This window comes from Erwinia sp. L03-1 (genome assembly GCF_058686115.1).
This window is the reverse complement of record NZ_CM178762.1, coordinates 1,059,858-1,072,583: the sequence shown is the minus strand read 5'-3', so window position 1 is coordinate 1,072,583 and position 12,726 is coordinate 1,059,858. Positions and strand designations below refer to the sequence as shown.

Genomic DNA, 12,726 nt, shown 5'->3' with positions numbered 1-12,726 from the left:
ATAGAGAATCCCCGCCCTTTACGAAACCGTTTGCGCAGAATATATCGACCTGCGGAATTGGCTGAAAATCACCCAATTCCATATTAATTCTGTTGCGCAAGGGACATGAGTTGCGCAAAATGCCCCACGCTCGGGAGCCAATACAAACAACATATACTGCCGCTAAAGGCAGAAACCTGAGCGAATTAGAGAGATAACTATTTGAAACACCTAAAATTTAATTATCTTTTCATCGGGCTGATCACCGTGCTGCTCGCGCTGGCACTGTGGCCTGCGATCCCCTGGCATGGGGGGTCGCAGGACCGTATTGAGCAGATAAAATCGCGGGGCGTTCTGCGTGTCAGCACGCTAAATTCCCCGCTGACTTACTACACCATCAATAAAGCACCGGCCGGTATGGATTACGAGCTGGCGAAACGTTTTGCCCGCTATCTGGGCGTTAAGCTACAGGTAACCGTTCGTCAGAATTTGAGTGAGCTGTTTGACGACCTGGACGACGATCGGGCTGACGTGCTGGCGGCGGGACTGATTTATAGCAGCGACCGGTTGAAACACTTTCGTACCGGACCCGCCTATTACTCCGTTTCACAGCAGCTGGTTTACCGTATGGGTCAACCGCGCCCTAAAAGTCTGGCAGACCTGAAGGGGCGCCTGACGGTGGCCTCCGATTCTGCTTATCTCTCTACGCTGCGAAACATGAAGCAGGCGCAGTATCCGCATCTCGACTGGGCCATCTCCACCGATCAGAGTCCCAGCACGCTGCTGGAAGCGGTCGCTGACGGCAAACTTGATTATACCGTGGGCGATTCCGTCTCCATTGCCCTGCTCCAGCGGATCCACCCGCAGCTGGCGGTGGCGTTTGATATCACGGAAGAGGAGCCTGTCACCTGGTATATTCAGCGTGACCGCGATGACAGTCTGGATGCGGCGATGCTTGACTACTTCAATGCGATGGCTGAAGAGGGGGCGATGGCACGGCTGGAGGAGAAGTATCTCGGACATGTCGGCACCTTCGACTATGTTGATACGCGCACCTTCCTGCGCGCCATTGATGGCACGCTGCCCGCCATTCGCCCGCTGTTTGAAAAGTACGCCAGCGCCATCGACTGGCGCCTGCTCGCCGCGATCTCCTGGCAGGAGTCACACTGGAACCCGCAGGCAACCTCCCCTACCGGCGTACGCGGCATGATGATGCTGACGCGCAATACGGCAGAGAGCCTGGCGGTCAGCGATCGTACCGACCCGGAGCAAAGTATTCGCGGCGGCAGTGAATACCTGAAAAAAATGATGGAAAAGATCCCGCAGACGATCCCGGAAGATGAGCGGATTTGGTTTGCGCTGGCGGCCTATAATATGGGCTATGCCCATATGCTGGACGCGCGAACGCTGACGCAGAAGCAGAATGGCAATCCGGATAGCTGGGCCGACGTGAAGCTGCGCCTGCCGATGCTCAGCCAGAAACGCTATTACAGCCAGACCAGCTATGGCTATGCGCGCGGGCAGGAGGCCTATAACTACGTGGAGAATATCCGTATTTACCAGCTCAGCCTGGCGGGATATTTACAAGAGCAGGAGCGCAGGCTGGCCCAGCAGGCCGCACTTGAGGCTCAGCTGGGCCACGCCTATCCGGCGGTGGAACCGCAGATCGCGCTGAACTGATGGGCTAATGGGCTGATATTGTGCGGTGGTGGAGCGGTATGACGCGCCGTTGTTTAGCCCGTTTTATCGCCGGAAGCCTGTTGCCGCGCTAACTCGCGCTGCGCTTTTTTCTCGACACGCCGCTGGCGGAAGAAGTCGCTAAGCAGGGAAGCACAGGCTTCCGCCCGGATCCCCTGCTCAACTTTCAGCTGATGATTCATGCCGGGATGGCCCAGTACATCCATCAGCGAACCGGCCGCGCCGGTTTTCTGATCTTTGGCTCCAAATACCAGTCGGTCGATACGGCCATGGACCATCGCGCCCGCACACATCACGCAGGGTTCCAGCGTGACGTAAAGGGTCGTATCACAGAGCCGATAGTTTTTCAGCGCAATACCGCCCTGCCTGATGGCCATAATTTCCGCATGCGCGGTAGGATCGTGATGACCAATGGGCCGATTCCAGCCCTCACCAATAATCTGACCATTCTGCACCAGAACGGCCCCGACGGGCACCTCGCCCTCTTCCCATGCCCGACGCGCCAGCATTAACGCATGGTCCATCCAGAATTCGTCGTCTGTGGTCGTATTCACCTGAGTCTCCAGCTTAAAACGCCGGGCATTATATACGCCTGCCCCTGAAATAACATATGTGCAGGCATCAGGCGTCGTGAGAAGAGGCGGGCGGGAAGAGAAGACTATTCCAGCTGCTGGAGCTGTCCCTGCGGCGTCACCCGCCAGCGGTGCTGGCAGAAAAACAGCAGCGGGTTATCCTGCTTGCTGTCGCTGTAGCCGCTATAGAGTTGCAGAGGCGTACCGATCTGCTCCTCAAGCTGCGCGACTTTTTCATGCCCCAGGCAGCGCATTGCCAGCAGGCGACCACCGTAACCGCGACGCATCTGGCTGGCAATCAGCTTCACTTTCGGCAGAAAGGCCGAGTCGAAATAGACCTGCTCTACCAGCGGCTGTGGGGAACCGGTGATCAGCCAGACGTCGGCGTCGGAACTGTTGAGATAGTCGGTCAGGCGCTGCTGCACGACGGGAAAAGCCGTGACGCGCTGGCGAAACCAGGTGGCAAAGGTTTTTTCCCGTGCACAGAGCCGGGCTTCACTGTGGCCAAAGGTGATCGACCATAGCAGCAGGCTCATTGGCCAGCGCGCCGCCCGCCCGCTGATCAGCAGGCCAGCACCGATGACCGGCAGCAGCGGCACTACCAGTAGCAGGTTGAGCGGTTGCCGCCACAGCAGGTAGCGCATAAAGGTGCCAAACATATCCTGCTGATGCAGCGTGCCATCAAGATCGAAAAAAACTACGCGTCGTTGCTGACCGGTTATCAAACATTACTCCCTGGATATCATTAAATTCTGTACTTTGTGCCGTGCACGATACTCATACCTTAGCAGCGATAATGATGAACGCCAACGCGACGCCCCGGCGTAGCGGCTGTCACACTGCATTGTGGACGCTAATGCTACATAGAGCTGTGCGTAATACTTTGCGCACACGGTTGTATCATGCAAAACGCAGACACGGCGTAAATCCCTCCCTGGCGCCTCGGCTCACGCATCTCTGCGCTCGCCGGCTTATCTGCCTGGCTCCACCTGGAGCGCTATAAGTACCGCTATTGAGTTAGCAGCGCGTTAGCTTATGCTTTATCTCCGAGGGCGGCACGGAGAAATCCATTATGCTTTGCCAGCCCTGCGCTTGCCTGCGCGGCTGAAAGGCCGGTAAGCACCATCAGCACGGCGGGTTTCACCTCATAGTGGGTCTGCTTTAGCGCATGCTCCGCTTCCTGTGCCGTACAGCCGGTGGCCTGACACACCATCCGGCAGGCTCGATCGACCAGCTTAACGTTGGTTGCCTGCATATCTACCATCAAATTCTGATAGACCTTGCCGACTTTAACCATCGCGCCGGTAGAGATCATATTCAGCACCAGCTTCTGCGCCGTACCCGATTTCAGCCGGGTTGAGCCGGTCAGCGCCTCCGGCCCCACCACCGGAGAAATGGCGATTTCAGCCTCTCGGGCAATGGGCGAATCCGGGTTACAGGAAACCGCCGCCGTACGGCAGCCCAGCTGGCGGGCAAAACGTAATCCCCCTATCACATACGGCGTTCTGCCAGAGGCGGCCAGCCCAACAACCATGTCGGCTGAGGTCAGGTTTAGCGCCTGCAAATCATCAATTCCCAGCTGCTCGCTGTCTTCAGCGCCTTCGACCGCCTTAAGCAGCGCACCGGGGCCGCCTGCAATCAACCCAATAACCTGGCCGTGAGGGACGCCAAAGGTTGGCGGGCACTCAGAGGCATCGAGCACGCCCAGACGCCCGCTGGTACCTGCGCCCATATAAATCAGCCGCCCGCCTGCACTAAACGCGGCAGCAGCCGCCTCAACGGCCTGCGCAACCTGGGGCAGCGTCAGACGGACGGCTTCCGCCACCTTTGCATCCTGCTGATTGAATGCCGTTACCATCTCAAGCGTTGAGAGGCTGTCGAGATCCATTGTTTCACTATTGCGTGTTTCCGAAATCAGGGTACCAAGATTCATAACGGGCTCATGTGTGAATTTTTAATTCAGTAATATAACCTGGTAAGGAATATTATATTCGCAGTCGGGCATCGGGGCTCACTTTTAGTGATGTTATGCGATAACCGTGCCGCAGCGCTACCGGCAGGCTATTATCAGTCTCTTTCGTTCAGGAAATTGTTACTCTCAGGAGAGATAAATCAATGAGTTCACTACTGCGCATTCGTCAGCTCTATCCCAGTCTGGCGCTCAATGAGCGTCGGGTGGCTGATTTTGTATTGTCCCAGCCGGATCGTGCACGACATCTCAGCTCACAGAAGCTGGCGGAGGAGACCGGCGTCAGCCAGTCAAGCGTGGTGAAATTCGCGCAAAAGCTGGGCTATAAAGGCTTTCCTGCCCTCAAGCTGGCGCTGAGCGAATCGCTGGCCGGTAAAGATGCCCTCACCGTCCACAACCTGATCCTGAGTGACGATCCGCTGAAGGCGGTGGGAGAAAAGCTGCTGATGGAGAAGCAGTCAGCGATTCGCGCAACGCTGGATATTAACAGCGAGGCCATGCTGCTTGAGACGCTGAGGCTGCTGCAGGAAGCCAATCGCATTGTGCTGGTGGGGATTGGCGCATCGGGTCTGGTGGCAAAGGATTTCTCCTGGAAGCTGATGAAAATCGGCATGAGCGCGGTCGCCGAACAGGATATGCATGCCCTGCTGGCCAGCGTACAGGCGCTGGGCCCGGGCGATCTGCTGTTAGCCATCTCCTACACCGGCGAGCGACGCGAGATCAACCTCGCGGCCCAGGAAGCCCAGCGCGCCGGGGCGAACGTGCTCGCCTTCACCGGCTTTACTCCCAACACGCTACAGCAGCGCGCTAACCACTGTCTTTATACGGTAGCCGAGGAGCAGACCACGCGCAGCGCGGCAATCTCTTCCACCACCGCCCAGCTAACGCTGACCGACCTGCTGTTTATGGCGCTGGTACAGCGCGATCCCGAGCGGGCCGGGGATCATATCCGGCATAGCGAGGCGCTGGTGAAAAAGCTGGTTTAACGCCAGTCCTGTCAGGACAAGTCATTGTAAGGCACGGCAAGGCAAGCTTAACGCTGCATATTTAAAAAGTATGCTTTGCCGCTTTCCTTCTTTCAACAACCTGCTTATCACAATCTTCAATAAGACGTACTTAGGCATCTGCCGCCATGCAGTTCATAGTGAAGCTGTGTAGAAGAAGTCCGGTTTTTTATTTAGGGGTAACTAAAGAAATGTCAATGAAGAAGATGAGTTGCAGTGGATATCATAATAACGGACAATCTTACTGAAATGTAGAATTCGAGAGGCCGTATGAAAATTTTTGTTATCAATTTAAAAAAGTCAGCTTCCCGTAGAGAAGCTATCACCAGCCGCCTTGACGAACTGGGATTAGAATTCGAACTTTTAGATGCAGTCGATGGCCGTGACATGTCAGAAGAAGAAAGAAGAGCCCATACTAAAGAATTAAATTATGCTTTTTTGCCAGGAGAAATTGGTTGCGCATTAAGCCATCAAAAAGCATACAAAAGGATGATTGATAATAATATCTCAGAGGCGTTGATTCTGGAAGATGATGCACTTCTTCCTGACTGTCTTCCATCACTATTAAGCAATGAGATGCTAACCTCTTCTAAACCGGGAATATTACTACTTAGCAGGGTTAACAAATATATAAAAAAACCGACACGATCACTGAACGGATTTTTTTCAGTCCATTCAGTTCATAATGCAACCACTTCACATAGTTACATTATAAACTTAAGTGGTGCCAAAAAACTCCTTAAGAGTTTGTATCCTATATGGATGACTTCTGACAAATGGAGTTTATTCGAAGATTACTCCCTTGTTAATATTGAGGCTATTATTCCAGAACCCGTCACCCTGGGTGAAAATGCAAAAACCTCAACAATAAATCATAGCAAATGCGATAATGATATTTTAAAGGTAAAAAAAGAAACCTGGGACAAGCTAATGAAAAAAAGACCTGTCAGGGTAAGAGTTAAACATCGTCTTCGTCGCGCTATTACGCCAATTTTCAATAAGATAATTGATCAGAAAAAGGGCCCACGCTAAATAGCTGTGCATGATACCGCTTTAGTTCGCTGCCTACCCGGTTGCACCTCGCAGATACCGAGCCGAGCCTTGGCTCGCGCATCCATGCGCCCGACGGTTTGTTTAGCTACTTAGAGCCACCTTTGCACTATTTCAAACAATCATTAAGCCACTGCATAAACGCTGCTATAAAGAAAAGGCCGCTAACGCCTGGCTGGTGGAGGCTGCTAACTATCAGCATCAACGTAATGCCTTCGCCGGATGATATTTATAAACCGTTTTCTCCGACACATCGTAGATGCGGGCAATTTCCGCGCGGCTGTGGCCCGCTTTGATTAACCGACCAATCTGTTCCCACTGCGCATGGGTTAATTTCGGCCGACGCCCGCCAATTCGCCCCTGCTCACGCGCTGCAGCCAGGCCCGCTCGGGTGCGCTCAACGATAAGCTCACGCTCCATTTCGGCCAACGCCCCCATGATATGGAAGAAAAAGCGCCCCATTGGCGTGGCGGTATCAATGCTGTCGGTCAGACTTTTAAAATTAACGTCCCGCTCGCGCAGCTGCTCCGTCAGCATAACCAGATGTCGCATACTGCGCCCAAGCCGATCGAGCTTCCAGACAATCAGCGTGTCCCCCGCCTGCAGCATGCGCAGAGCCTTTTTCAGCCCCGGCCTGTCAGTCGCCTTACCGCTGATTTTATCCTCAAAGATCTGCTCACAATTTGCACTCTGAAGAGCTATTCGCTGTAAGCTGGTGTTCTGCTCATTTGTTGACACCCTGATATAGCCAATTAGCACGATTTTCTCCCCCGACAAAAGTCATTAAGTGTGCCAGCAAGATGTTTATCAGGGCCAGGGTTTGTTTTCGTGGAAACCTTGGTTTAGGGGAGGGCTCGGCAATACCTGTAGGCGTTCCTATTCCATGGCCTACCGCTACCCCCCCTTCAGGCTGGTTAAAGTGTAATGGAGCACTATTTAACGCAACGTCTTATCCAGAACTCGCAAAAGTGTACCCTGCACTGAAACTTCTTGATCTACGTGGAGAATTTATTCGCGGCTGGGATGATGGACGGGACGTAGACTCTGGACGTGGCCTTGGTACTAATCAGGATGCAACAAGTATCCGTACCGCCGCACTGGACTACCCCGGAATAGATAGCACCATTGATGGAGCCACAATAGGAACTGCCTACAGTCAGGCAGATTCTGTATCACTTACACAACCTACTGATGCTAAAGCAGGCAATAACACCGCATTAGGTAGCATTTTATTTGATAATTGTATGACCGCAACACAATTACAGGCTGGGCAAAAAAATGGTGCTATTTGGGTTAAGTTTCGCCCTCGTAACATCGCACTAAACTATATCGTAAGGGCTGCATAATGAATGAGAAACTAGCAAATACTGTCGATTTTGACGAGAATGGTTTGGCAAAATTTTCTGGTATTGTTTCAGTTTATAATTTTTCTTCATTAACGGGGGAGTTTACTGGAACATGTGAGGAATATTTGATGGCTGGCATCAGCATTCCCGAAAATAGCACTATCCTGCCACCTCCTGAAACCAAAAAAAATACGCTTTCAATCTTTCAGGACGGTGCCTGGCATACCATTAATGATCATCGTGGTGAAACTATATATTCTACCATTGATGGGGGGGCGATTAATATTACCCAGCCAGGGGATTACCCTTCAGAAACAACATCATTAAAACCCTCAACTGATTTTGATAAGTGGAATGGTATGGCGTGGGTTACTGATGCCAATGCTCAGAAAGCGGCAAGCGTTAAAGAAGCGGAATCAAAGAAAGAGGTGTTGATAAAAGAGGCAAACGAAAAAACTCAAGCATGGCAGACACAGCTTCTCCTCGGGATTATCTCAGATGAGGATAAAGACTCACTCATAACCTGGATGAAATACGTCCAGGCGGTACAGGCTGTAGATCCTCAAACTGCTCCGTCAATAACCTGGCCGGTTAAGCCAGTTTAAGGTGATTGCCGCCGATTATAAGGCGGCTATATTTACTCCGAACGGGCTTATACTATTCCCGTCGCAGAATGCTATAATAATTTATTAAATTTTATGACCAGCCCCTAAATACATTAATAATCTGTACTCTATAAAATGCCCGCTCTCGCGGGCATTATTCATTCAGGCTTCACTGGCCATGTGATATCTGGAGCTTTATTGGTATCCACTCGACTAAGTAATACCCTGTATTTTTTCCACGCGGCAAGGCGCGTCGCCTCCTCATCAGTTGCCATACCCACATCGACGGCATCCTGCAAGGGCGCGATAACTTGTCCCGCTTCAGCCATAAGACCTGTAAGTTGCGAAGATGCAAAAAACACCGGGCCCTCAACTTCAATAACCTGAGCAGTAAAAACACCATCTTTGTAGTCATCATTCTGAGCGGGTTTATTTCCCAGCGCAGTAATGTCGACCCATTTTAATGAAGGGTGGTAAAGCTTCTCAGGTGCAATATCGAGAGAAACAACCTCGGCAACCTTATTATTTTCAATTCGTGCATACGTTTTCATTAACTGTATTCCTCAATATAAATTACACCATGACTTCCGAAGCTGCCGATATAAGGGTCGGTTCGTGTATTACCCCCGCCGCCTGCGCCGTATATTGTCTTACGCCAGCTGGTAGATCCTTCCCCGCTTCGACTGCCTCCCCCCCAGTAACTCGCTCCGCCATCACCAGAACCACCCGAGTAAGGGTTGGCGGCTCCTACTATTCCAGGCGCATCGCTACCATCGCCTCCCTGAATATTTAAATCCCCCCCCACGGCCAGGCCACCTCCACCCCCCGCATCGCCACCCTGATTATCTGCTCCATTCGCAGCCGTCAGTAAACCATTGAACGTACTGCTGGTCGCGCCCAGGGTATCGTCAGCCCCTCGTCCAACAATGCCTGCATAGGTTTTTGAGTCATCCACATCAAGCCATGCAATAGCAGTGGCACCTGCCCCGCCACCGGCTCCTCGTGAACGGTAGTTTTCGCCCCAACCAAGAAAGCCGTAGCCGTGCCCCCCGCCACCGGTAAGAATAATCTTTATCTTTCTGGTACCGGATGACGGCTGATAAGTAATATTACCCGGTGCGGTGAAAATCCGACGGCCCATAAAACGACCTGAAAATTTATCGCTTAAACCAAGGTTTGCAAGAGCCGCAGCCACCGCCGTTGGGCCTGCGTTTTTGATCTCCAAAAAGCTATTTGCGGTTTGGAGAAACCCTTCGGCGTTATTGGCTTTTAGCGCCGCCAGCAGATTGGTGACGAGGGTTGCGACGGTGCCATCATCCAGCACGTCCTTACCGCTTTTATCGGCAATAAACTGTGCCAGAACGGCGGCCATCGTGGTGCTCTGCCGCAGCGCTTTATTGATCTGCGCCGAAGAGGCTTTTCCGGACTGGAATCCGGTAGCCAGCGATTGCAGCTGCTCGTAGTCGCTCTGGCTGACGACGTTGGCGCCGGAAGCCGTTGCAAAAGGTTTAAAGTTATTTGTAGCCATTAAAGATTTACTCCCCATGCGCCTTCATCAAATCCGGCGATATAGTGGTTGTCGAGGTCAAAACCGAAAAACTGATTGCCTGCGGACGGTGTAAGGATCTCACCGGCGTAAACCCCTGCCGCCTTAACCGTCAGGTAGCCCTGGCGGATGGCAGCCAGTAGTTCAAGTGATACCTCAGAGATTGTCGTGTCAGGAAAAACCTCGATAGAAACGGTCATATCCTGATTGTCGACGATTTGCATTGATAAACCGGTACCCACCAAAGCCGCATCCAGAATGGACGGCAGCGAATCGTTGGTACCGTCCCAGCGGTTGATGGCGATCTTTGCTTTCAGAATGGAGCGGTACACGTCATCACTCAGGCGGGTAAAGCCGGCATCCGGATCGTACGGGCCCTGCCATACGCCCTGGTCATAGCCCACCACCTCGGTATCCCAGGAGAAATAGATACCCGCAATAGGTTTGGCCACGATTCGGGTTCGGCCAATCCATTCCCCCAGAATATCCAGCTGGCTGCCGGTCGCGTCATCAATGTCAAAAGCGGTAATCAAACGTTGTGTGGTGCCCAGCGCATCAATGAAGGGCTGGGTTGAGAGATCGATATGCCCGGTGAACAGGGGCTTATCACGATGATAATTAGCGATCAGATCGGTATATTGACTCATACCGTTACCTCAATCGTAATATTCTCCCTGCTGACCGAGGCGGATTCGTTATAGGCCACCGCAATGTTAGCGACCGCCACGCTGGCAGCCGATCTGCCAATCTGTAGCTGGGTGATGTCGTAATAGCCGTGCGCCCCACCGCTGGTGTCTGCCAGGTTTGCAGGTGAATAGAGGCGGCTCAGCAACACATCCTCACCGATCGCAAGGCCGTTGATGTAAGCGGCAATCGCGGTTTTCATATCCTCACCGATTTGCGTGGTATAGCCGGTGAAAGCTCTGATAACGATGGCCACGTGCACCGGGACGTCAGAGGGGCGGGAAAAACTGATGCTATGTGGGTTGCCATACTTATCGCTAACCACCAGCGTTGACGAGCCCCAGGTCGCCGTTCCCTGCCCTTTCTTCCCGCGTAGCACCTGCGCAATAGCGGTCACATCGCCGCCGTCAACAATCGCCGCAATGGCGTGCGCCGGAATACCGTGAGCGTCAGCCGTCCCGGTGTCGTTTTCATAGAGCCGGTGGTTGGTTACCCCCGGTACGCTGGCGATAGCGGCATCCAGTGCATCAAAAGGCGTGAGCGAGGCCAGCGCTACGCTCTGCGTCTGCCGAAGGCGCAGCTCGCTGTCCGTTTCCGCCGCCGTACCGGGCGTCGCCGCCGGAATATTGGTTACGGATGTCCAGCCCCGGGTCGGCGTATTGATGCCGTTGACCGTTCCCGGCAGCGCTACCACGGCGCCCGCACTGGCGCAGGTCGCCGTTACAGTCGCCGTTGACGCGGTGCCTATGGTGACGCTGTCGGGCAGGTTCCAGATAACGCCGTTGCTGTCCCTGACCGAGCCATTACTGATGGTGGTGCCGGGAATACCGGTCAGGGTGACATCCACCACGGAAGAGGTAGCCCCCTGGCGGGTGATGCCGTTGATTTTTACGTTTCGACTCAGTGCATCGCCCATCGCGGTAGAGGGCGAGAAAGCGTTGTAGCAGTGGATAACCGCATTATTGGTATCATGAATAGCCAGCGCGACTATCGCCAGCATCTGCCCATCCTTGCTGTCCGGCTCAAGGTACGCATCGCTGCCGTAAATCTGCTGAAAATAACCGGTCAGGGTGCTGAGGATCGCCTGATAGCCGGGCGCAGCGATCCCCTGGGCCGTTATCGTTGCCGATAACCCCAGCGTTGAAAGATTAAGTGCCATTATTCCTCGCTTGTGACTGTCGTGGTGCCGTACCGGGTGCTGACCGTCGCCGTAACGACCGCCCGCCGCGTTGTGGCGGTAAAGCTCATTTCAAATGAGAGGATTTCCAGCACCCCCTCGGTTTCCAGGATGCGCTGACGCAGCGCCAGCTCGACCGCAACGTCGTTTGGCCTGTTGGAGAGCAGATTCATCCACGGCGTTCCCTCGGTGGTATCAAGAAACCACTGCCCGTACCACAGCATCAGCCGGGTTTTGATCGCCTGGGCGACGGCCTCCGGGCTGTCCGTCAGAAAAGTGTTGTCCCCTTTGCCGAAGGTGTAGTCACCGTCATTGTCTTCACGCCGATATTTCATTGCGGCACCTTAGTGACGCTGTTGCCACCCTGAATACCGCCGTGAACGTGTGACGCCTGGCTAATGCCCTGCGCAATCTGATCGCCGGTGGAGGTGATCCCGCCGTCGACGCTGACGTTGCCTTTGGTGGTGACCTCACCATTAACGCTGACGTTGCCGTTAATCGTTAACAGCGTCGTGTTAATGGTTACCGCCCCGCTCTGCGCCAGGGCGATAAAGGCGCTGCCTTCGTCGGTACGAATTTGCAGGGAATCGGTACTGATATCAGCGATTTTTTGCGCCTGCGACTGCGGGCCGACCAGCGCGAACGCGTCGGAAAGATCGTGCTGGCGCGGGTCGACCGGCTCCTGAACGCCGCCGCTTTGCCACCAGAAGTCAATGCAGCGGTCGCTGAAGAGAAGCAGGCACTCATCACCCGCTTTGACCGGAAAGGTAATGGTACAGCCGCCGCCGCGTGGAAAAATGACCGGTACATCCACCAGCATGGGCAGCTCTACCGATTTGCTGCCGCCTTTGCCGTCGCGCACCGTCCCTTTAATCGCGGGCTGCACCTCGCAGGTCACCGCAACAGGGTCGAATGAGTGAATGATGCCGGGCAGAGAGACGCGCAGTGCGGAGGATACCGAGTTGGATAAGGCTTTATACGCCTGATATTCCCCGCCAATCACTGACTGAATTGGAACTGGCATAAAAACTCCATTAAAAAACCCGCACGCGGCGGGCTGATATAAAAACGGGCGCCGCAGAGGCTGGCGCGAGTG

The 12,726-nt window shown here is 53.7% G+C and carries 15 protein-coding genes and 1 pseudogene; 6 read left to right on the top strand and 10 right to left on the bottom strand.

The genetic code is table 11. The features are described 5' to 3' along the window. The first annotated feature begins 201 nt into the window (after positions 1-201). Positions 202-1,659: a membrane-bound lytic murein transglycosylase MltF gene (gene mltF, locus AC4PCC_RS05025; protein WP_492126607.1), complete on the top strand. Its 1,458-nt coding sequence runs from the start codon at positions 202-204 to the stop codon at positions 1,657-1,659. 53 nt (positions 1,660-1,712) lie between these two features. On the opposite strand, the gene tadA is transcribed toward mltF, so the two are convergent. The 3 genes from tadA to murQ form a co-directional block, all read right to left on the bottom strand. Further along, on the bottom strand, positions 1,713-2,231 hold the full coding sequence (gene tadA / locus AC4PCC_RS05020) for a tRNA adenosine(34) deaminase TadA (protein WP_492126606.1): 519 nt from the start codon (positions 2,229-2,231) through the stop codon (positions 1,713-1,715). A gap of 104 nt (positions 2,232-2,335) precedes the next feature. Beyond that, positions 2,336-2,974 (bottom strand): phosphatidylglycerophosphatase C, encoded by a 639-nt coding sequence (gene yfhb / locus AC4PCC_RS05015; RefSeq protein ID WP_492126605.1) that lies wholly within the window; start codon positions 2,972-2,974, stop codon positions 2,336-2,338. Between the two features lie 308 nt (positions 2,975-3,282). After that, a complete protein-coding gene (gene murQ, locus AC4PCC_RS05010) occupies positions 3,283-4,182 on the bottom strand; it encodes an N-acetylmuramic acid 6-phosphate etherase (protein ID WP_492126604.1) in 900 nt (299 codons plus the stop codon). A 182-nt stretch (positions 4,183-4,364) separates the two neighbouring features. Between murQ and AC4PCC_RS05005 the strand changes: the two genes are divergently transcribed. Further along, on the top strand, positions 4,365-5,204 hold the full coding sequence (locus tag AC4PCC_RS05005; protein WP_345828582.1) for a MurR/RpiR family transcriptional regulator: 840 nt from the start codon (positions 4,365-4,367) through the stop codon (positions 5,202-5,204). A 288-nt stretch (positions 5,205-5,492) separates the two neighbouring features. Continuing rightward, positions 5,493-6,254: a glycosyltransferase family 25 protein gene (locus tag AC4PCC_RS05000; protein WP_492126603.1), complete on the top strand. Its 762-nt coding sequence runs from the start codon at positions 5,493-5,495 to the stop codon at positions 6,252-6,254. Positions 6,255-6,473: 219 nt separating this feature from the next. On the opposite strand, the gene AC4PCC_RS04995 is transcribed toward AC4PCC_RS05000, so the two are convergent. Then, positions 6,474-7,031 (bottom strand): recombinase family protein, encoded by a 558-nt coding sequence (locus AC4PCC_RS04995; protein ID WP_492126602.1) that lies wholly within the window; start codon positions 7,029-7,031, stop codon positions 6,474-6,476. A gap of 41 nt (positions 7,032-7,072) precedes the next feature. Here AC4PCC_RS04995 and AC4PCC_RS04990 point away from each other — a divergent pair. From AC4PCC_RS04990 to AC4PCC_RS04980, 3 genes and pseudogenes are all read left to right on the top strand, one after another. Beyond that, positions 7,073-7,225, top strand: a pseudogene (locus tag AC4PCC_RS04990) (phage tail protein); the annotation flags it as partial. A gap of 15 nt (positions 7,226-7,240) precedes the next feature. After that, entirely contained in the window at positions 7,241-7,618 is a 378-nt protein-coding gene (locus tag AC4PCC_RS04985; RefSeq protein WP_492127614.1) for a phage tail protein, read from the top strand. Further along, the gene (locus tag AC4PCC_RS04980; protein ID WP_492126601.1) at positions 7,618-8,223 is read left to right on the top strand and encodes a tail fiber assembly protein; all 606 of its coding nucleotides are present in this window, start codon (positions 7,618-7,620) and stop codon (positions 8,221-8,223) included. The genes AC4PCC_RS04985 and AC4PCC_RS04980 overlap by 1 nt, the downstream gene beginning before the upstream one ends. Before the next feature lie 158 nt (positions 8,224-8,381). Here the strand turns inward: AC4PCC_RS04980 and AC4PCC_RS04975 are convergent, their stop codons facing one another. From AC4PCC_RS04975 to AC4PCC_RS04950, 6 genes are read right to left on the bottom strand one after another with little or no spacing between them, the layout of a single operon-like run. After that, positions 8,382-8,774, bottom strand: a complete 393-nt coding sequence (locus AC4PCC_RS04975; protein WP_067710499.1) for a tail fiber assembly protein — start codon at positions 8,772-8,774, stop codon at positions 8,382-8,384. Continuing rightward, entirely contained in the window at positions 8,774-9,751 is a 978-nt protein-coding gene (locus tag AC4PCC_RS04970) for a hypothetical protein (protein WP_492126600.1), read from the bottom strand. Before AC4PCC_RS04970 ends, AC4PCC_RS04975 begins: the two co-directional genes overlap by 1 nt. Further along, positions 9,751-10,416 (bottom strand): baseplate wedge 1 family protein, encoded by a 666-nt coding sequence (locus AC4PCC_RS04965; protein WP_492126599.1) that lies wholly within the window; start codon positions 10,414-10,416, stop codon positions 9,751-9,753. Before AC4PCC_RS04965 ends, AC4PCC_RS04970 begins: the two co-directional genes overlap by 1 nt. Further along, on the bottom strand, positions 10,413-11,612 hold the full coding sequence (locus AC4PCC_RS04960; protein ID WP_492126598.1) for a baseplate J/gp47 family protein: 1,200 nt from the start codon (positions 11,610-11,612) through the stop codon (positions 10,413-10,415). The genes AC4PCC_RS04965 and AC4PCC_RS04960 overlap by 4 nt, the downstream gene beginning before the upstream one ends. After that, a complete protein-coding gene (locus AC4PCC_RS04955; protein ID WP_492126597.1) occupies positions 11,612-11,965 on the bottom strand; it encodes a contractile injection system sheath initiator in 354 nt (117 codons plus the stop codon). Before AC4PCC_RS04955 ends, AC4PCC_RS04960 begins: the two co-directional genes overlap by 1 nt. Continuing rightward, on the bottom strand, positions 11,962-12,654 hold the full coding sequence (locus AC4PCC_RS04950) for a Gp138 family membrane-puncturing spike protein (RefSeq protein WP_492126596.1): 693 nt from the start codon (positions 12,652-12,654) through the stop codon (positions 11,962-11,964). Before AC4PCC_RS04950 ends, AC4PCC_RS04955 begins: the two co-directional genes overlap by 4 nt. Between the last annotated feature and the right edge of the window lie 72 nt (positions 12,655-12,726).

Bases quoted from the DNA above. Each gene is read 5' to 3' on its own strand.
- murQ (WP_492126604.1), bottom strand. From the start codon at position 4,182: ATGAATCTTGGTACCCTGATTTCGGAAACACGCAATAGTGAAACAATG.
- AC4PCC_RS05005 (WP_345828582.1), top strand. From the start codon at position 4,365: ATGAGTTCACTACTGCGCATTCGTCAGCTCTATCCCAGTCTGGCGCTC.
- AC4PCC_RS05000 (WP_492126603.1), top strand. From the start codon at position 5,493: ATGAAAATTTTTGTTATCAATTTAAAAAAGTCAGCTTCCCGTAGAGAA.
- AC4PCC_RS04980 (WP_492126601.1), top strand. From the start codon at position 7,618: ATGAATGAGAAACTAGCAAATACTGTCGATTTTGACGAGAATGGTTTG.
- AC4PCC_RS04975 (WP_067710499.1), bottom strand. From the start codon at position 8,774: ATGAAAACGTATGCACGAATTGAAAATAATAAGGTTGCCGAGGTTGTT.
- AC4PCC_RS04970 (WP_492126600.1), bottom strand. From the start codon at position 9,751: ATGGCTACAAATAACTTTAAACCTTTTGCAACGGCTTCCGGCGCCAAC.
- AC4PCC_RS04965 (WP_492126599.1), bottom strand. From the start codon at position 10,416: ATGAGTCAATATACCGATCTGATCGCTAATTATCATCGTGATAAGCCC.
- AC4PCC_RS04960 (WP_492126598.1), bottom strand. From the start codon at position 11,612: ATGGCACTTAATCTTTCAACGCTGGGGTTATCGGCAACGATAACGGCC.
- AC4PCC_RS04955 (WP_492126597.1), bottom strand. From the start codon at position 11,965: ATGAAATATCGGCGTGAAGACAATGACGGTGACTACACCTTCGGCAAA.
- AC4PCC_RS04950 (WP_492126596.1), bottom strand. From the start codon at position 12,654: ATGCCAGTTCCAATTCAGTCAGTGATTGGCGGGGAATATCAGGCGTAT.